Source organism: Pedobacter sp. 22226, assembly GCF_052045455.1.
GTDB lineage: Bacteria > Bacteroidota > Bacteroidia > Sphingobacteriales > Sphingobacteriaceae > Pedobacter > Pedobacter jeongneungensis.
On the sequence record NZ_JBQEPB010000006.1, the window covers coordinates 388,159 to 406,241 of the forward strand.

Below are 18,083 nucleotides of genomic sequence, written 5' to 3' on the forward strand. Positions count from 1 at the left end.
CTTTGACAATCTTATTGTGCACTAAGCCTTTAAGATTGTCAAAGTTTTCTTAACTATCTTAATTCCTTAATGATAAATGAAATAGTTACGAAAGTCAAGGGTAAGTCGTCGTTTAAGTTTATAATCAGATTATAGTACACTTTAACAATCTTATTGTGCAATAAGCCTTTAAGATTGTCAAAGTTTATCTATCTAACTTATACGTTTTCTGTGATTTTATCTCTTTGCACTCTCTGAAGTAAAACAGAGCATTATCTTTCATCCTCCGTTGCCAGTTTCCTAACTAACCATGGTAAAGTAAGCCCCTGCCCGATAAGCGTAAAAAGGACCACCACAACAGGAATAAAAATAATAGCATTACGCTGCGGGAAAGCACTTCCATCAGCTAAAGTAGCTGGTAATCCGATGGCAATAGCCAAAGAAACTATGCCCCGCATACCCGACCAGCTAATAATCAGACTATTTTTAAAATCTAATAAAGCCTCTTCTGTAATCTTATGTTTTCCTTTTTGAAAAGCTTTCTGAAGGTTAAACCTTTGTAGGAAAACACGTGCCATCCTAAGCAGCAAAGCTACAATGGTAATCACAAAAGAATAACCAATATAAGGCAGGATATCTGCGCTATTGATGTTCCTGTAAACGTAAGGAAACTGCAGCCCGATTAAGATGAAAATCAATCCGTTTAATAAAAAAATAACAATGTCCCAGATATTTTTCGACTGATTTTTAAGCTGTTCCGGGAAAACCATATTGCTGAATCTCGAGATGCCTAAGCCCAGCATTACCACAGCAATTACGCCCGAAACGTGCACATGTTCAGCAATTAAATAGGTAACGAAGGGCATCAGTAACATAAAACTGATGGTTGCCAACCGGTTATCGTGTATCCTTTTAAGAATAAAAGCCAGAATTCTCGACATTACCATACCAATCAGGAAACCTCCCGCCATTAAAACTGCAAATTCTAACGACGCTTTCCAAAATACAAAAGCAGTTCCGGTTACTGCCGCAACAGCAAAACGGTATGCTACCAGTGCCGAAGCATCATTAACCAAACTTTCGCCCTCTAAAATGGTATTGGTTTTATGCGATAAGCCTAATCCTTTCGTAATACTCATTGCAGCAACCGCATCAGTAGCAGAAAGAATCGCACCCAGTACGAAAGATATCGGCCAGCTCATACCCGGAATTATATAATGTGCCACAACAGCAATGCCTATTGCCGTAATAAAAACAAGTGATATAGCTAATGTAAGAATCGTATTAATATTGGTTTTAAACTGCTTGAACGAAATATTAAAAGCGGCATCGTAGAGTAATGGTGGTAAGAAAATCAAAAAAATAATTTCCGGATTAATATCAACAGGCGGTAAAGAAGGGATAAAACCAACTGCTATACCGGCAATAATCAATAAAACAGGATAGGGGATTTTAATGTGGTCGGCAATTGAGGATAAACCGATCATTACCGCTAAAATAAATATTACAATGGCATAATTTTCCATATCTGTTTATGTCGGTTATTTACATGAGCATCGGAACTATGCTGGCAAAATATAGGTTTAGAACCAGATAAAAAAGTTTATCGTCAAAAAACTAATTAACAGAAAGCAAATACTGATTAACAGTTTGCTGCTATAAAAACAAAGAAAACTGAAAGGGTAAGATGTTGTAAAGAAATTTGAAGAAAAATTACCGCTGTAACCTTGGTCTTTTACTTTTAAAAGGCTGGTTGGTTTTTGGTTTCACCGCTTTAGCGGTATTGTCCTCTTCCGATATTTTTACCGTAATAACATTGCCTTTAAAAGTTTCATCATTTAAAGTAGATACAATGTTTTTGGCATCAGGAAGACTATATATTTCCAAAAAAGCATAACCCTTACATTTGCCCGTAGCCCTGTCGCGCACAATTTTAATTGTTTCTACCCTGCCGTGAAGACTAACCAGTATTGCCAAATCCATCTCTTGGATATTGTCAGGAAGGCCGCCTATAAAAATCTTAACCATTAATTCAGTAATTTGAGGAACGTCCGGCAATTCGATCTTGAATCCAGAGCTGTTCTTTTAGACCTGCAAAATAAGCAAAATGATATTCTTACCCAAAACAATTGAACGAATTTTACCTCATTTTTAACATAAATTTGCCCGGAGCCATGAATGTATTGCCGTTAACCCGTAGAAAATGTAAATTCGCTATCTAATCATCAAAATACAGATCAATTATGAGCATCCCGGGATCAAAATCTTTATTTCTACTTGCATTATTAATATTCAGCTTCCAGTTTTTACAAGCGAAAATTTTGTTGCCATCGGTTTTTAGCAATAATATGGTTTTACAACAAAAAACAAATGTTGCAATTTGGGGTAAAGCAACTGCTGGTAAAGCAGTTAAAATCACAGTTTCGTGGAATAAAATTAATTATGGTGCCATTGCTGATGCAATAGGCAATTGGAAAATTAAAGTTGGAACTCCTGCTTATGGCGGACCTTACACTATCACCATTTCGGATGGAGAATTACTGGAGCTTAGTAACGTATTAATCGGTGATGTATGGATCTGTTCAGGTCAATCCAATATGGAAATGCCACTTGCAGGCTGGGGGAAAATAAACAATTATGAAAAAGAAATCGCAGATGCGAAATTCCCAAACATCCGTTTATTACAGGCAGAACATATCACCAGTAATGTTCCGTTAAGCGATACCAAAGTAACTAATGGCGGCTGGCAGGAATGCAGCCCAAAATATATTGCAGATTTTTCTTCTACAGCCTATTTCTTTGCCCGCGAAGTGTACGAGAAAACAAAAATCCCAATCGGATTAATCCATACCTCATGGGGTGGTACCATTGCAGAAGCCTGGACCAGCGCTGAATCGCTTAAAAAAATGACTGATTTTTCTGCAGCCGTTGATAAAATCCAGCAAGCCGCTAAAAATTCTTCAACAGTTTCATACGATGAAAAAGTAGCCGGTTGGGTTAAAATGACTACAGAAAAGGATTCCGGATATCAGGCCGGACAACTTAAATGGGCTGCAGCAGAAACTACCAACTGGAAAAGCATGACTTTACCAACTTTGTGGGAAGAGGCAGCACTCAAAAACTTCGATGGCATTGTGTGGTTCAGTAAAAAGGTGAATATTCCTGAAAATTGGAAAACAAGCGGTATAAAACTTAACCTTGGTACTATTGATGATAACGACATCACTTACGTAAATGGTGTAAAAGTTGGCGAAACCGTTGGTTATAATGTAGGAAGAACCTATACAATACCAGCTGATTTACTCAAACCCGGCGAAAATATCATTACCGTGCGCGTTTTTGATAGCGGTGGCGGTGGGGGAATTTATGGCGAAGGCAAAAATTTAAATTTGACAAATAGCGTTGGCGGGCTAATTTCACTTACGGGAGACTGGAAATACAAAGTTGGACTCAATTTTAATAACATCGGACCAAAACCTGCCGACGAAAGCGGACCCAACCGACCAACTGTTTTATATAATGCCATGATTCATCCTTTTATACAGTTTTCAATAAAAGGAGCCATTTGGTATCAGGGAGAAAGCAATGCCGATAGGGCTTATCAATATCGTGAGCTATTTCCTGTAATGATTAAAGATTGGCGCCAGAAATGGGGGCAGGGCGATTTTCCTTTCTATTTTGTACAGTTGGCCAATTACATGCAGGTAGATAATGCTCCTGTAGAATCGACCTGGGCCGAACTTAGGGAGGCACATCAGAGAACACTGGCTTTACCAAATACCGGCATGGCAACCATTATCGATATTGGCGACGCAAAAGATATTCACCCTAAAAACAAACAGGAAGTAGGAAGAAGACTCGGCCTGATCGCACTGGCCAAAACTTACGGTCAGAAAAATAACTATTCAGGGCCGGTTTACCAATCTGCGAAGGTAGAAGGCAAACAAATCCGTTTAACTTTTAGCAATACCGAAAATGGAATAAAAGTAGCAGATGGTGCGGCCCTTACCGGTTTTGCCATTGCAGGGGCAGATAAGAAATTTCACTGGGCAAAAGCCAGTATCCAGGGAAATCAGATTGTAGTAAGCAGCGATCAGGTTGCAAATCCTGTTGCTGTGCGCTATGCATGGGGAAATAATCCAGTAGCAAATCTACTTGCCAGCGATGGGCTTCCGGCATCACCGTTCAGAACGGATACCTGGCAAGGCATCACTTTCGGCAAAAAATAATTTTTATAAATAACTTTATATAAAGCCCGGCAATTTATTAATATAAGTTGTCGGTTTTGTTTTTTATGGTAATTTTTTGATTGTCAATTACTTATTTGCTTTCTTGGATATTTACTAAATCGTTTTATTATTCGCCTATATTTGTTAGTTTTATAAAAATAATTATCTAACCAATAATCCTTTTATGAAGAGAATAGTAGCACCAGTTTGTTTTCTGATTTCCAGTTTAGTCTTTCAAAATTTACAAGCCCAAAATTTAACCGAATTTAATAAAGCGCCATTAAAACAACAGGTTTATGTGCAATTGCCACTTGGCAGTATAAAAGCCAAAGGATGGTTATTAAAACAACTCGAGCAACAGCGCGATGGCGCAACAGGAATGGCCGAAGAACTATATCCCGAGAAAGATAATCTGGGTAAAAATACCGATTGGCTTGGCGGAGATGGTAACGGATGGGAGCGGGTACCTTACTATGTTAAAGGTTTAGTGGCCCTGGCTTATACCTTAGATGATGCTGCGCTTAAAGCTAAAGCACAAAAATATATCGATTGGACGCTCAATAATCAGCAGCCAAATGGTTTATTCGGCCCGCCAAAAATGAAAGACTGGTGGCCGCGTATGCCCATGATGTATGCCCTTCAAAGTTATTACGAAGCCACAAATGATAAAAGGGTAATCCCGTTTCTTTCCAGATATTTTAAATACGAACTGGCCAATCTCGATGCCGATCCTTTAAAAGAATGGGGTAAATCAAGAGCTGGCGACAATATGGAAATTGCCATCTGGCTTTACAATAAAACCGGCGATAAGGACCTCTTAAAACTGGTAGAAAAATTAAAAGAACAGGCTTATCCCTGGATTGATATTTATACCAATAACGGGTTTTATTTTTATGGTGACGATTTTCAGCCAAAGCACATGGTTAATGTGGCTCAGGCCTTAAAATTCCCTGTGGTTTATGCACAACTGAACGACTCGCCTGCCAACCGCGATGCCCTTTTAAAAGGTATTCAGCATATCATGCACGATCACGGCCAGCCTGAAGGTTTAGGCTCCGGAACAGAATTTCTGGCAGGCACCAGCAGTGTTGAAGGGGTAGAAACCTGTACCGTGGTAGAATGGATGCAGAGTTTAGAAACTGCTGCCAAAGTAATTCACGAGGCAAAAATTGGCGATCAGCTTGAAAAAGTAGCTTTTAATGCCTTGCCTGCCCAATTTAGCAGGGATTTTAAAAATCACTCTTACTATACCTTGCCCAATCAGGTACAAAGCGTACATGGCGAATATGGTTTTAATCAGGATTATGCTTCTGGCATCGTTTCCAGTCCTTACTCAGGTTATGGCTGCTGCCGCTATAATATGCACATGGGCTGGCCGTATTTTGTGAAAAATAGCGTGGTGGCTACACCCGGTAACGGGCTGGCCGTAATTACCTATGGGCCAATGGAAACAGAAACTATAGTGGCCGGGAACAAAAAAATTAAAATTATCGAAGAAACCAATTACCCTTTTGAAGAACAAATCAGGTTAAAAATTGGCTTGACAGCACCGACATCATTTCCGTTAATTTTGAGAATTCCGGCATGGAGTATTAAACCGGTCATAAAATTAAACGGAACTCTATTAAGCGGTGTAAAAGCAGGAGAAATGTTCTCAATTAGCCGCGATTGGAAAAATAACGACCAATTGGAACTTAATTTCCCGATGGAGGTAAGTACGCAAAGTCAGGTAAATAATTCGGTAAGTATAATGCGTGGTCCAATCGTTTATGCATTAGAAATCAAGGCTGAAAATAAAATTACCAAAACGCATCCTGTTGCTGGTTTTACCGATTATGAAATCCTTCCCGCCTCACCATGGAATTATGGACTTTCATTAACTAAAGGAAATTTAAACAGTACCGTTAAAATTGAAAAATCTGCCATGCCAGAAAATCCTTTTATCGCAGCATCATCACCTGTAAAATTAAAGGTTCAGGGCAAAAAAATCCCTTCCTGGGGTTTAGGATATAATAAGGTGGCAGCTTTTGATGTGCCCTTTAGTCCTGTTGCCTCTGATGAAAAAGATGAAGAAATTACTTTAGTACCCTACGGATCCGAAAATATCCGTTTAAGCTGCTTTCCGGTAATTGGTCAGCCCAAAAAAGTAAATAAAAGCCTGACAGAAAATTTTGATAAAGGAATGGCTGCCGATTGGGTTTTTTATGGTGGTGGCTGGTTTTGGAAAGATGGGCAGGTTAATTCGGCCTCAAACGCCGGCTCTGGTGGTTACGGCATTAATGGTTCAAAATATGTAGCCAATAGCACAGATTTTAAAGATTTTACTTACCAGGCCGATGTAAAAATCAATACCGCAGGCGATGCCGGCTTAATGTTCCGGGTTTCTAATCCGGCCATCGGTCCTGATGCTTATCAGGGATATTATGTTGGTTTGAACCCGGTTGATGGAACGGTACAGTTAGGTAAGGTGAGCGATCAAAAATGGATTGTGCTGAGCTCGGCAAAATATCCTGTTGAAATGAACAAAATGTACACCTTAAAAATTGTTGCTAACGGCGATAATTTCGATATTTTTATAAACGGATCTGCAAAAGCTATTCTTTCTGCAGCAGATAGCCAGTATCAGTCGGGCAGTATAGGATTAAGAGCGTATAAAGCATTGGCCAGCTTCGATGCTGTAAAGATTAACGCTTTTTAACATCGGTTAGAGGCATATTAAACTTTGCGGCAGGAAATTTGTTAACCTATTAACAATAAAAAAATTAATATTATGAAATTATACAAATCAATCCCTTTAATGCTCTTTGGCCTCGCCCTTGCTGCAGGTTGTGTAAGTAATAAAAAATACGCCGAACTTCAGGATACTTATTCGAAATTAAGAGAAAGAAATCAGGAACTGAGCAATAAATATCAGGATAGCCAACGCGAACTGAGCGGAAGCACCAGCAGGGTTAAAAGTTTAGAAGAACAGATTGCATCAGAAAGGGCAAATGTTACCGCCTTACAAGATGCCCTGAATAAATGTTTAAACTCCAGCAATCAGGGTAACGTGAATATCTCGAAGCTGGTTGATGAAATTAACAGTTCAAATAAATACATCAAACAACTGGTAAATGCCAAAAACAAAAGCGATTCGCTTAATATGGTGTTAACCAATAATTTAACCCGTTCTTTAAGCAGGGAAGAACTTGGCGATGTGGATGTACAGGTGCTTAAAGGGGTGGTTTATATCTCTTTAGCTGATAATATGCTTTATAAATCAGGTAGTTACGAAGTTTCTGATAAAGCAGGAGAAACTTTAAGTAAAATCGCCAAGATCATTAAAGATTACGATACTTATGATGTCTTAATTGAAGGTAATACCGATAACGTGCCCATTACACAGCCCAATATCCGCAATAATTGGGATTTAAGTGCTTTACGTGCCTCATCTGTAGTGCAGGTATTGCAAACCAAATATGCTGTAGATCCTAAACGTTTAACAGCAGGTGGCCGTGGCGAATATAACCCGATTGCCGATAATACTACCGCTGGTGGAAAAGCCAAAAACAGACGTACGCAGATTATCATTACGCCTAAGTTAGATCAGTTTATGGATCTGATTGGTAAAGCGCCTGAGCAATCACAAAAATAGCGCGCATCATTAATAACATTTTAAAAGGCCTGAATTAATTTCAGGCCTTTTTTATTTGCGATGCTTTTTAATGTTTAAATAAAATATATCCTGATAACCAGACTTCTATGACTGTTTTAACCATTTTAAAATGTATATTTGTTTATATCAGTAATACAATTACTTCTTTCTCTCGCTGATGTACCATTATGGTATTCGCTAATCTTATTTAGATGAGTATTTCTTATTCCAACCACCGAATTGTTTATGCAATGATGATTGGTCTTATTTATCATAAACATTAAGATTCATGAGTAGAGACAAAAAGAAAGAGGCCAGTGTAAACAAAAAAGCACCCACAGATTATCAGTCCGGTAAAGGTAAATCGGCAAAAACTGAAATCGATCCATTCGCCAAAAAACCGGGTAAAAATGGCAAATAACGATCAGAAAGTTCAGGCAAAAGTTTTTTTGTATGAATTGAACAATACCAGGCACGAATATGGCTTTTCAGCAAACGAAGAGTGGACGTTGGACTTAGCTACCAATACACAGAAAAAAGACCTCGAAAATAAGTATTATCCTATCTTATCATTAATTGTAGCGCCAGAAAATATTATGGCTATGCTTGATCTGTTAGAAGATAAACTAGGAAACGCGGTTAGTAATATCAAAGATGGCTTTCTTCAAAAGAAAATTTCGAAAGAATCCATCAACCTATTGGCTTATTGTGTGGCGAGGTTAAAATATTGAACAGATTGAGCGTGATTGGGTTTTTAGAAAACAAAAGAGGAGGATGAGAAGCATAGTTTGATCTTCATTTCAACCAGCGGATTGAAATGAAGACCCTCTGTTAAGATCATTTATAAAATCAGGAAATACTCACTGCTTTCTTTTGCTGGTTTAAATAAGCCGTAATCTGATGCAGTGTAATGCACCTGGTGGCCCTAACGGCCGATTTCAATACTTCAGAACTCACGCCAAGACGGTTTGCCCAGTAATTACGGTCTGTTTCTTCGGATAATAGGATAATTTCTTCTTTAATGCCTGTGGTTTGATTGAGATTTTTCATAGCGGAATGATTAATTCGGTAATAACACTTACAAACCCATTTTGTTTTGATAAAATTAACTTTTTTTATTGGAAATAACAAGCTGTAATGCAGTGAGTTGTGTTAAATAATCTTAATCACTATGTTTTCTATAGTTTAATTATATTAAAAATCAGTTTATATGTTTCATTGCCATCGGTATCATCTAAATCTAACTCAATAGCTAAAATTGTTTTTGTTTATAAGAATTGTTCATTTATGTGATTTGAAAAACCTGAATAGATATATTAACTTATTTAACCACCACAAAACGTTTTAGTATAGCTTTAAGTTGTGCATAAAAATGTGTTTATGTATTTTTAATTATACGTTTTTTGATTATAATTGTCGAGTTTTTTACAAGTGTTTATGAGTGATAAAAGAAGGGGAGAAGTTATTCAGATCAATATTGAACTTGGCATTGGAATCATAATGGATGAAAATGGTCAGGATATTCATTTTCGTCTGGACACAATACCCAATGAAATTGAAATAAATTCAAAAGTAACTTTTGAGATACAATTAACAGCCCAGGGGCTTTCTGCCATGAATGTTGAGGTAGAAAAAGAAAAACTCTGGCCCAGCCTATGTAATTTATAACAGCTAAGAACTTATTATGGGAGCAGGCAGGCTAAAATAAAAGGTAGAGCCTTCACCAAATTTACTTTCTGCCCATATTTTTCCGCCGTGCCTTTCTATCACTTCGGCGCAGATATATAAACCCACGCCAAAACCAGCAATGGTTTGTGTAACCTGGCTCTCTACGCGGAAAAACCTGTCGAAAAGTTTAGGAAGATCGTTTTCTTTAATGCCAATTCCCTCATCTTCTACACTTACCACTAATTCACCTTGTCTTTTTTCACATTTTATGGCAATTAGAGATTCTTTTTTTGAGTATTTGGCCGCATTGCTGATCAGGTTATTCACTACATTGCCGATTTTTTCCCGGTCAGCATTTACAATCATTCCCTCTGATCCGATTACCTGTATAAAATGACTTGGTAAAATTACCCGGTTTTCTTCTGCAATGGTTTCAATCAGGTCTGCCAGGTCGAAATCAATTTTATTAAGTAAAATTTTGCCCGATTCCAGTAGAGATACATTTAAGAAACCATCAATCATTAACGACATTCTTTTCAGCTGAACGTTAATTTTATCCAGCGTTTCTGCTGTAAATTCATTTCCGGTTTCTTTAAGCTTATATTGTAAAAGCTGCACATAAGCGTTTAAGGCAGTTAATGGTGTTTTAAGTTCGTGACTCACCATCCCAATAAAATCATTTTTTCTGATTTCATCCTGCTTATGCTCAGTAATATCCAAAACCGCTCCAGCAATATAAACACCCTTTCCCTGTTCGTTATAATAAGCTTTTCCGGCCGTTCTCAGCCACTTTGTTTTGGCTTTAATCCCGTTTAAATTAATCTGGTATTCAATATTAAACGCTTCTTTGTTGTGCAGTGCTTTTCTGATACTGCCGGTTAGAAATGTTAAATTTTCGGGACTAATAAGCGACTTTGCTTCATCCAGGCTTAATTTATTGCTATCCAGTTCGTAAATCTGCTGTGCCCTTTCTGATAGAAGTACTTTTTTGCTTTCTATATCAATATTCCACGATCCCATTTCTGAGGCATCCATAGCAATTTTTAAAATGTCTTTTGCCTTAAGCAATTCCTTTTTAAAGTTTACCTGTTCTGTAATATCTTTAATAATAACTAGAATGCTGGTTACTTCATTTTTATCGTTTTTTAGCGGCTGGTACATGGCTATAAAGTAACCATCAGCCGTAGGTGTCGAAATTTTAAGTTCATTTAATGTTAAAGGCTCGCCTGTTTTAAAAATATCCTTCACACGGCTTAATATCTGTCTTTGCAGGCCAAGTTCCTGTCTTGATTCTTCCTGCGGAATGCCGATTACTTCTTTTCTGGTTCTGCCCCAGAGTTTTAAAATATTATCATTTGCATACTCCGTAATTAATTCCCTGCCTCGTAATACGCACATACCTAGCGGCGCCTGTTCAAAAAAGCCCCTAAACCTTGCTTCGCTTTCAGATAGTTCGAGTAAAATATGTTCGAGATCATTTTCATTAGTAGGGATTTCTTTGAGCGAACAAACAATATATTCAACCGGGTGCTCAGCCTGAAGCACAGGTGAAAACTCCAGCTCCCAGTTCACATTTGGCGAATTGGAATAAATGGGATGGATAATTAAACTGTTGTTTGTTTTAAGCTCGCTTACTTTATGTACCGTTTTAACCAGTAAATCTTTCTCTCTGTCAGATATCAGGTTAGGGATCGCATCAATATCGTAAAACTTTAATTCCCCTCCAATCCGCTCTATTAAAGCCTGATAAGCATCATTGTGCTCCACCACCACTAATACGGGTTTTATTTTAAAGATAATAAGGGGCGATTTGGAGTGCTTTAATAATGCTTTTAGGAATGAAGAGGTTAAATTAATCATAAAATTGAATTGGCGCTTTACCAAATATAATCTTTACGACGTTAATTGCCAATAGATTTGCTGGGATTGCATCATATTTATACTACAAAATTGTAGTAGATATACGGAGCTAATGTAACTTTTCAATATATAATGATCCGAAAACTACAGCGAGCATTTATTTTTATGGATAAATTATTTTTAGCTAAACATTTTTCCTGTATCTGTGTTTCAGAAATAGGTAGATAATATTTTCGTTTGTCGTTCTTTTTTGAACGATTAGTTTGCAGTTACACAATAGATAAAACATGAATCCCGAAAACATTTATTCAGAAGATAAGTGGCTACCTTTTAATGGCTTTTCGCCGTTGATAAAAGTATATAGATTGTTTCACGATCTAACGCCTGATATAGAATTTATCATTAATAGCCATACCTTTCCCGTTAACTTTAAGAAAAATAAGTTTATAACTTCGCCATTGCACCGCGATAAATGTACATACCTCATTTTAAATGGTATTGTGAGGGGCTATATGAAAGAAGATAATCAGGAAATAACCACCTGGATTGCAAAAGAAAACGAGTTTGTTGGCAACGTTAGTAATTTTTGGGATGAAAGCGAACCCATTGAGGAATATGTACAGGCGCTTGAAGATGTGGTTGCTATTGCTGTTCCCTACACGATGTTAAAATTACTATATCTTAATTACCAGATTGTGAATTATGTAAGCCGGAAAATGACCCAGCTTCATTATTTGCAAGCCTGCGAAAGGGCACTTATTTCGAGGTTACAATCCGCAGAGAAACGTTACCTCCGGTTTATGAAATCTTATCCTGAACTGGTTAACAGGGTGCCCTTAAAATATATTGCTTCTTTTTTATGTATGCGATTGGAAACCTTAAGCCGTATCAGGTCAAAGCTGGCGCTGCAGTTTGCAGAAATACAATCACGATAATCGCAAATAAGAAGCACTTTAGCCTGAATTATTTTGAGTGCAAATGTTATTTTAATATCAAAAAAATGTAAAGCCAAATTACCGAAATAACGGTATGGAATTTAAAATGTAATGGCATACTGAGTAAAAGTGACTTATTTGTAATACATTTTTCATGATAATGTTATATAAAACGTCACGTTTTTGTCTCTTAAAATAGTTTTTTTATCTTTTTAATAAAAATTATTGAACTGTTAATCAGTAGTTTATATTTTGTTTTAGATTTAAATACGTCATTTTAACGATTTAACATTTCTTACATACATTTTTTTAAAAATTTATATATATTTGTTCTTACCCTTTCGAGGGTATGTTTTTCATAGGTAGATGTAGGGTCAGAACAATGTTCTGGCCCTTTTTTATTTTTAATCCCCCAGAAAACCTATTTTTGTTTCATGATGAAAAAGAAAGTAATTGTTGCTGTTACCGGAGCGAGCGGATCTATTTATGCCAAAGTTTTATTCGACCAGTTATCGGTGTTAAAAGATCAGATTGAAGCGGTTGGTGTAGTAATGAGCGATAATGCGAAAGAGGTTTGGCAGTTCGAACTTGGCAATCAAAACTACAATGATTTTAAAGACTTTACTTTTTATAATAAGAACGATTTTAATGCGCCTTTTGCGTCAGGATCAGCAAAATACGACACCATGATCATCGTTCCCTGCTCTATGGGTACTTTAGGCCGTATTGCACATGGCATATCGAACGATCTGATTTCGAGGGCTGCGGATGTAGTGTTAAAAGAGCGGAGAAAATTGATTGCGGTGGTAAGAGATACGCCTTTCAGCCTGATCCATATTAATAACATGAAAACCCTTACCGAAGCAGGTGGAATAATTTGCCCCGCAAACCCGTCATTCTATAGTTTACCTAAAACCATTGAAGAAGTGGCAGGAACAGTGATCAGCAGGGTGCTTGATTTGGCAGGGTTTGAACAGGAAAGTTATCGCTGGCAGGAGTAGTTGCTATTTTGCCAAAGTTTAAATATTTTTGGCCTTTAAACCAAACCAATATCATGAAACTATTTTTACGCTCCGTTTTATGCTGTGCATTTCTATGCGCTTTTTTTTCCAGGCTTAATGCACAGGATTTCCTGATTACTTCTTAAAACGACACCCTGAAAGGGGAAATCAAAAAGCAATTTATCGGTTTTTACAGCTTCAAACCTGAAGGAACAGATAGTTTTAATAAAATTAAACTTCGCGAAACTAAAGAATTCTTTAAAGCCGAAAATGAAATCAACTATCTCGTTAAAGAACGTCCGGATAAAAAGAGTCCTGATTTTTTGCAAAGGCTTGTAAGGGGTAAAATAGATTTGTTAGAATATTACCGCCAGTCTGGTAATAACCACGTTGATATCGTTTGGTATGCAAGCAAACAAAACGGAGAACTTTTTGAGGTAAAGAGCAATCGCATTTTTGGATCAAGAAGTGAGCGTAAAGATAATTTATATAACCTGATCAGCGACAAACCTGAATTGCTGGAAAAATTTAAAAAAGACGACAGCTATAGTTTCGATGCTGTAAAAGATTGTATTAAATCGTATAACGCAAACTAAGCAGCAACATCATGCCGAAATCAGTTTTTATTTTAGTTGTTTTATTCGCTTCGGGATTATTTCTATGCGGATGTGAAAAAAGAGCCTGCCTGGAGGGGATGCACGAGCTGCGCTTAAAAGATGGCACAACTATCTGTGTGCCCAATAATTTATAGTCTGTATTTTGTCAGTTATTCACTAACAAATATATTGTATCCAATCTAATATCTAAAAATTGTATCTTTGCAGGCTCAATGAAAAAGGTCGCATTTTATACATTAGGTTGTAAACTCAACTTCTCTGAAACTTCAACCATCGGTCGTTTATTTACCGATGCTGGTTATGCTGTGGTAGAATTTCAGGATCAGGCCGATGTGTATGTAATTAATACCTGTTCAGTTACCGAGCATGCGGACAAAAAATGCCGTAAAGTTGTTAAAGAGGCCTTAAAGTATTCTCCCAATGCATTTGTAACCATTGTAGGTTGCTATGCGCAATTAAAACCACAGGAAATTGCTGAAATTGAAGGCGTTGATATGGTTTTGGGCGCTGCAGAAAAATTCAGGATTGTAGAATACATTACCGATTTAACCAAACAGCCTAAAGCGGTTGTGCATCAACGGAATATAGAAAAAGTAAACCATAATTTTATTGCTTCTTATTCTATTGGCGATAGAACGCGTACTTTCTTAAAAGTGCAGGATGGCTGCGATTATCCTTGTACCTATTGTACCATTCCATTGGCACGTGGCGCAAGCCGTAGCGATACCATCGAGAATGTGGTTAACCGTGCAAAAATGATTGCCGAAAGCGGTGTAAAAGAGATCGTGTTAACAGGGGTAAACCTTGGCGATTTCGGTATCCGTAACGGTCAGCGTGAAGATAAATTTTTTGATTTGGTTAAAGCCCTGGATGAAGTTGAAGGAATTGAAAGGATCCGTATTTCATCAATTGAGCCAAACCTTTTGAGCAATGAGATTATTCAGTTCGTATCAACCTCAAAAAGATTTGTACCTCATTTTCACATTCCTTTACAATCGGGCTCCGATAAAATTTTAGGCTTAATGCGCCGCCGTTACCGCAGAGATTTGTATGTAGAGCGTGTTGCTAAAATTAAAGAGGTAATGCCACATTGCTGTATTGGTGTAGATGTGATTGTTGGTTTTCCCGGCGAAACAAAAGAAGATTTTTTAGATACCTATCAGTTTCTGAATCAGCTTGATATTTCTTACCTGCATGTATTTACTTATTCTGAGCGCGAATTAACTGCTGCTGCAGAAATGAAAGGTGTTGTTACAGGTAGCGAACGTAATGAGCGTAGCAAAATGCTCCATATTTTATCTGATAAAAAACGCAGGGCTTTTTACGAATCTCAGATTGGCAGCGAAGGAGAAGTGCTTTTCGAAGCCGATCAAAAATCTGGCTACATGCACGGTTTTACCAAGAACTATGTAAAAGTACGTGCCAAATACGATCCGGTTATGGTAAACGAATTAAAAGCTGTTAAGCTATTAGAGATTACCGCCGATGGCGAAGTAGAAGTTGCTGAACTGGAAACTGCTTACGCACATCACTAATTAAGTCCAAAGTCGGTAGTCCTGAGTCCGAAGTTCACATCAACTTGTTTGTCATTCTGAGCGTATTCGAAGGATAGATGATGGAAAATGTAAGATGGATGATGGAATTGATATCGACTGGTTAAAATTTTTGCGAAGAACTAGTGCAATAAGTTAATTAAACCTGATCGGAGCGGGCACGAATCCCGATTTTTTTCAATCGGGTGAGTAAAGCGTAGAGCAGGGCTGTATTAACCGATGAAATACAGAACCACTCTTTTTCAAAAAAAACTTAGATTTTAACCTGTTTCTTTCTGCTTTAAACGCTGGTCTTTAGTCTTTCCACTTTAGTCTTTAAGCTTTGGTCTTTCTTTCCTATCTTCGCTTCAAATTATTTGTATGTTTCCTACCGTTTCACATTTTTTAGAATATCTTTTCGGCATTAATTTACCGCTTCCGTTTAATACTTTCGGCGTTTTTGTGGCGCTGGCATTTGTGGCAGGTTATTGGGCATTTACCAAAGAACTTAAGCGTAAAGAAGCACTTGGCATACTCCATCCAATTAAAAAAACAATTGTAATCGGTAAACCTGCTACAACCTCAGAACTGATTATGAATGGCCTTTTTGGCTTTGTTATTGGTTATAAACTGGTTTACGCCTTGTTAAATTACAGGCTTTTTGTTAGCGATGCACAGGGCATACTCATGTCGGCTAAAGGAAATATCATCGGTGGTTTGTTCTTCGCCGGTTTATTTGCTTATTGGGATTACACTGAAAAAAATAAACACAAACTCGATAAACCAAAAGAAACGCTGGTTACTGTTCATCCATACCAAACCATGAGCAACCTGATTGTTTGGGCAGCGATCTGGGGCTTCTTGGGGGCAAAATTCTTTGATAATTTAGAATATTGGGATGATTTTGTTCAGCATCCTATCGAAAGGCTGTTATCTTTTAGCGGCTTAACCTTTTACGGCGGTTTAATCTGTGGCGGTGCTGCAGTATTAATTATTGCTAAAAGAAATGGAATTAAGCCCCTGCACATGCTCGATGTAGGTGGACCGGGAATGATGCTGGCTTATGCTGTTGGCCGTATAGGCTGCCATTTAGCCGGCGATGGCGACTGGGGAATTGTAAATCCGAACCCAAAACCTTTTTCATGGCTGCCAGATTGGTTATGGTCGTACAAATATCCTAATAATGTGGTAGGCGAAGGAATTCCAATTCCGGGTTGTAATGGTAAATTCTGTAACGAACTGGCCCAGGGTGTTTATCCGACACCAATTTACGAGGTAATTATCTGTTTAATCCTTTTTGCTTTCTTATGGAAAATCAGGGATAAAATCAAAGCACCAGGTTTAATGTTTGGTATTTATATGATTTTAAACGGTTTAGAGCGTTTCTGTATCGAATTGATTCGTGTAAATTCAAAATACCATGTTTTTGGTCTTCGCTTTACCCAGGCCGAAATGATTTCTACCTTCCTCGTAGTTGGCGGGATCGCGTTAAGTGCTTATGCCTTAAGGAACAAAAATCAACTGGCTTAAACTGCTTTCTAAATATTTATTTAAAATCCAACAACAACTATGTTTGGTTGTTAAATAGCTATGAATTACGAATTACTATGCAATAAAGTGATATCGATTGTAAAGCTTACCGGAAACTTTATCCGTAAAGAAGCCATGCAATTTGATGCACAAAAAATCGAATACAAAGGATTAAATGATATGGTTTCTTATGTTGATAAAACGGCAGAACAGAAACTTGTCCAAAATCTCGAAAAATTAATTCCCGATGCTGGTTTTATTACCGAAGAGAAAACAATCAGCAGGGAAGGTAAAACCTATACCTGGATCATCGATCCTTTAGATGGTACCACCAATTTTATCCATGGCATGCCGGCTTATGGCATCAGCGTGGCCCTTTATGAAGATGGTTTGCCTGTTATCGGAGTAGTTTATGAATTAAACAGGGGCGAAATGTTTTATTCTTACAAAGGTGGCTTAGCTTTTATGAATAAAAAAGAAATTAAAGTTTCTGTTAATCCTGATTTAAAATCGAGCTTATTGGCTACGGGATTTCCGTACTGGCAGTTTGATAAACAACCTCAATATTTAAAATTACTGGCCGAAATGATGCAAAAAAGCCATGGCGTACGCAGAATTGGTGCGGCAGCCGTAGATCTGGTTTATACCGCCTGCGGACGTTTTGATGCTTTTTTCGAATTCAACCTGCAACAGTGGGATTTTGCCGCCGGATGTTTTATTGTACAGCAGGCAGGAGGAGAGGTGTTCGACTTTTCGGGAGGAAATGATTATTTTGAAAAAAGAGAAATATTAGCCACCAACGGCAAACTTACTGCAGAGATGCTAACTGCGATTAAGCAGTATTTTTAAGCTATAACTCGTCATTGCGAGGCACGAAGCAATCCAAATGCGGTCGCAGGTAGCGATCGTAGTAATATTGCTTCGTCGTTCCTCCCCGCAATGACGACATTTTTTATAGATATCTCCATTTCGCGTTGCCTCAGTCGTATTCTAGGTTTACCACAATTGCAAATTTATTTTAAGAAAAACTCCAAATAAAGAGTTTTTCTTATCTTTTATGACGCTCTCCTATAATTCTCGACATACATTTCTCCTCTT

General features: G+C 37.6%; 16 protein-coding genes. 12 read left to right on the top strand and 4 right to left on the bottom strand.

Annotation, left to right across the window (positions count from 1 at the left end; translation table 11 throughout):
* Positions 1-251: 251 nt before the first annotated feature.
* Together ACTJKC_RS16255 and ACTJKC_RS16260 are read right to left on the bottom strand one after the other, a co-directional pair.
* Positions 252-1,505, bottom strand: a complete 1,254-nt coding sequence (locus ACTJKC_RS16255) for a Na+/H+ antiporter (RefSeq protein WP_440793532.1) — start codon at positions 1,503-1,505, stop codon at positions 252-254.
* Positions 1,506-1,692: 187 nt separating this feature from the next.
* Positions 1,693-2,007, bottom strand: a complete 315-nt coding sequence (locus tag ACTJKC_RS16260) for an RNA recognition motif domain-containing protein (RefSeq protein WP_344853595.1) — start codon at positions 2,005-2,007, stop codon at positions 1,693-1,695.
* A 215-nt stretch (positions 2,008-2,222) separates the two neighbouring features.
* On the opposite strand from ACTJKC_RS16260, the gene ACTJKC_RS16265 reads away from it, so the two are divergent.
* The 5 genes from ACTJKC_RS16265 to ACTJKC_RS16285 all read left to right on the top strand — a co-directional run bounded on the left by ACTJKC_RS16265 (position 2,223) and on the right by ACTJKC_RS16285 (position 8,573).
* Positions 2,223-4,208, top strand: coding sequence for a sialate O-acetylesterase (locus ACTJKC_RS16265; protein WP_440793535.1), 1,986 nt, complete (start codon positions 2,223-2,225; stop codon positions 4,206-4,208).
* A gap of 184 nt (positions 4,209-4,392) precedes the next feature.
* The gene (locus ACTJKC_RS16270; RefSeq protein ID WP_440793537.1) at positions 4,393-6,906 is read left to right on the top strand and encodes a beta-L-arabinofuranosidase domain-containing protein; all 2,514 of its coding nucleotides are present in this window, start codon (positions 4,393-4,395) and stop codon (positions 6,904-6,906) included.
* Positions 6,907-6,978: 72 nt separating this feature from the next.
* A complete protein-coding gene (locus ACTJKC_RS16275) occupies positions 6,979-7,842 on the top strand; it encodes an OmpA family protein (RefSeq protein WP_440793539.1) in 864 nt (287 codons plus the stop codon).
* A gap of 289 nt (positions 7,843-8,131) precedes the next feature.
* Positions 8,132-8,263: a hypothetical protein gene (locus ACTJKC_RS16280; protein WP_440793541.1), complete on the top strand. Its 132-nt coding sequence runs from the start codon at positions 8,132-8,134 to the stop codon at positions 8,261-8,263.
* A complete protein-coding gene (locus ACTJKC_RS16285) occupies positions 8,253-8,573 on the top strand; it encodes a hypothetical protein (RefSeq protein WP_440793543.1) in 321 nt (106 codons plus the stop codon). Before ACTJKC_RS16280 ends, ACTJKC_RS16285 begins: the two co-directional genes overlap by 11 nt.
* Positions 8,574-8,691: 118 nt before the next feature.
* Here ACTJKC_RS16285 and ACTJKC_RS16290 read toward each other — a convergent pair whose 3' ends face one another.
* Entirely contained in the window at positions 8,692-8,892 is a 201-nt protein-coding gene (locus ACTJKC_RS16290; protein ID WP_344853589.1) for a DUF3606 domain-containing protein, read from the bottom strand.
* Positions 8,893-9,279: 387 nt separating this feature from the next.
* Here ACTJKC_RS16290 and ACTJKC_RS16295 point away from each other — a divergent pair, with 387 nt between their 5' ends.
* Positions 9,280-9,510, top strand: coding sequence for a hypothetical protein (locus ACTJKC_RS16295; RefSeq protein WP_344853588.1), 231 nt, complete (start codon positions 9,280-9,282; stop codon positions 9,508-9,510).
* A 3-nt stretch (positions 9,511-9,513) separates the two neighbouring features.
* On the opposite strand, the gene ACTJKC_RS16300 is transcribed toward ACTJKC_RS16295, so the two are convergent.
* Positions 9,514-11,370 carry an ATP-binding protein gene (locus ACTJKC_RS16300; RefSeq protein WP_440793546.1) on the bottom strand — a complete coding sequence of 619 codons (1,857 nt, stop codon included), beginning with the start codon at positions 11,368-11,370 and terminating at the stop codon, positions 9,514-9,516.
* Between the two features lie 287 nt (positions 11,371-11,657).
* On the opposite strand from ACTJKC_RS16300, the gene ACTJKC_RS16305 reads away from it, so the two are divergent.
* The 6 genes from ACTJKC_RS16305 (at position 11,658) to ACTJKC_RS16330 (ending at position 17,834) form a co-directional block, all read left to right on the top strand.
* Positions 11,658-12,305 (top strand): Crp/Fnr family transcriptional regulator, encoded by a 648-nt coding sequence (locus ACTJKC_RS16305; protein WP_440793548.1) that lies wholly within the window; start codon positions 11,658-11,660, stop codon positions 12,303-12,305.
* A 434-nt stretch (positions 12,306-12,739) separates the two neighbouring features.
* Entirely contained in the window at positions 12,740-13,306 is a 567-nt protein-coding gene (locus tag ACTJKC_RS16310) for a UbiX family flavin prenyltransferase (protein ID WP_440793550.1), read from the top strand.
* Between the two features lie 323 nt (positions 13,307-13,629).
* Positions 13,630-13,902 (top strand): hypothetical protein, encoded by a 273-nt coding sequence (locus ACTJKC_RS16315; RefSeq protein WP_440793551.1) that lies wholly within the window; start codon positions 13,630-13,632, stop codon positions 13,900-13,902.
* A 233-nt stretch (positions 13,903-14,135) separates the two neighbouring features.
* Positions 14,136-15,458: a tRNA (N(6)-L-threonylcarbamoyladenosine(37)-C(2))-methylthiotransferase MtaB gene (gene mtaB / locus ACTJKC_RS16320; protein ID WP_440793553.1), complete on the top strand. Its 1,323-nt coding sequence runs from the start codon at positions 14,136-14,138 to the stop codon at positions 15,456-15,458.
* A gap of 378 nt (positions 15,459-15,836) precedes the next feature.
* Positions 15,837-16,985 carry a prolipoprotein diacylglyceryl transferase gene (locus ACTJKC_RS16325; protein WP_440793555.1) on the top strand — a complete coding sequence of 383 codons (1,149 nt, stop codon included), beginning with the start codon at positions 15,837-15,839 and terminating at the stop codon, positions 16,983-16,985.
* Positions 16,986-17,045: 60 nt separating this feature from the next.
* Positions 17,046-17,834: an inositol monophosphatase family protein gene (locus ACTJKC_RS16330; protein WP_440793557.1), complete on the top strand. Its 789-nt coding sequence runs from the start codon at positions 17,046-17,048 to the stop codon at positions 17,832-17,834.
* The last annotated feature ends 249 nt before the right edge of the window (positions 17,835-18,083 follow it).

What these genes read in the sequence shown, in the direction of transcription:
- ACTJKC_RS16275 (WP_440793539.1), top strand. Translation starts at nt 6,979, where the DNA reads ATGAAATTATACAAATCAATCCCTTTAATGCTCTTTGGCCTCGCCCTT.
- ACTJKC_RS16325 (WP_440793555.1), top strand. Translation starts at nt 15,837, where the DNA reads ATGTTTCCTACCGTTTCACATTTTTTAGAATATCTTTTCGGCATTAAT.
- ACTJKC_RS16300 (WP_440793546.1), bottom strand. Translation starts at nt 11,370, where the DNA reads ATGATTAATTTAACCTCTTCATTCCTAAAAGCATTATTAAAGCACTCC.
- ACTJKC_RS16305 (WP_440793548.1), top strand. Translation starts at nt 11,658, where the DNA reads ATGAATCCCGAAAACATTTATTCAGAAGATAAGTGGCTACCTTTTAAT.
- ACTJKC_RS16310 (WP_440793550.1), top strand. Translation starts at nt 12,740, where the DNA reads ATGATGAAAAAGAAAGTAATTGTTGCTGTTACCGGAGCGAGCGGATCT.
- mtaB (WP_440793553.1), top strand. Translation starts at nt 14,136, where the DNA reads ATGAAAAAGGTCGCATTTTATACATTAGGTTGTAAACTCAACTTCTCT.
- ACTJKC_RS16270 (WP_440793537.1), top strand. Translation starts at nt 4,393, where the DNA reads ATGAAGAGAATAGTAGCACCAGTTTGTTTTCTGATTTCCAGTTTAGTC.
- ACTJKC_RS16255 (WP_440793532.1), bottom strand. Translation starts at nt 1,505, where the DNA reads ATGGAAAATTATGCCATTGTAATATTTATTTTAGCGGTAATGATCGGT.
- ACTJKC_RS16260 (WP_344853595.1), bottom strand. Translation starts at nt 2,007, where the DNA reads ATGGTTAAGATTTTTATAGGCGGCCTTCCTGACAATATCCAAGAGATG.
- ACTJKC_RS16280 (WP_440793541.1), top strand. Translation starts at nt 8,132, where the DNA reads ATGAGTAGAGACAAAAAGAAAGAGGCCAGTGTAAACAAAAAAGCACCC.
- ACTJKC_RS16295 (WP_344853588.1), top strand. Translation starts at nt 9,280, where the DNA reads ATGAGTGATAAAAGAAGGGGAGAAGTTATTCAGATCAATATTGAACTT.
- ACTJKC_RS16290 (WP_344853589.1), bottom strand. Translation starts at nt 8,892, where the DNA reads ATGAAAAATCTCAATCAAACCACAGGCATTAAAGAAGAAATTATCCTA.
- ACTJKC_RS16330 (WP_440793557.1), top strand. Translation starts at nt 17,046, where the DNA reads ATGAATTACGAATTACTATGCAATAAAGTGATATCGATTGTAAAGCTT.
- ACTJKC_RS16285 (WP_440793543.1), top strand. Translation starts at nt 8,253, where the DNA reads ATGGCAAATAACGATCAGAAAGTTCAGGCAAAAGTTTTTTTGTATGAA.
- ACTJKC_RS16265 (WP_440793535.1), top strand. Translation starts at nt 2,223, where the DNA reads ATGAGCATCCCGGGATCAAAATCTTTATTTCTACTTGCATTATTAATA.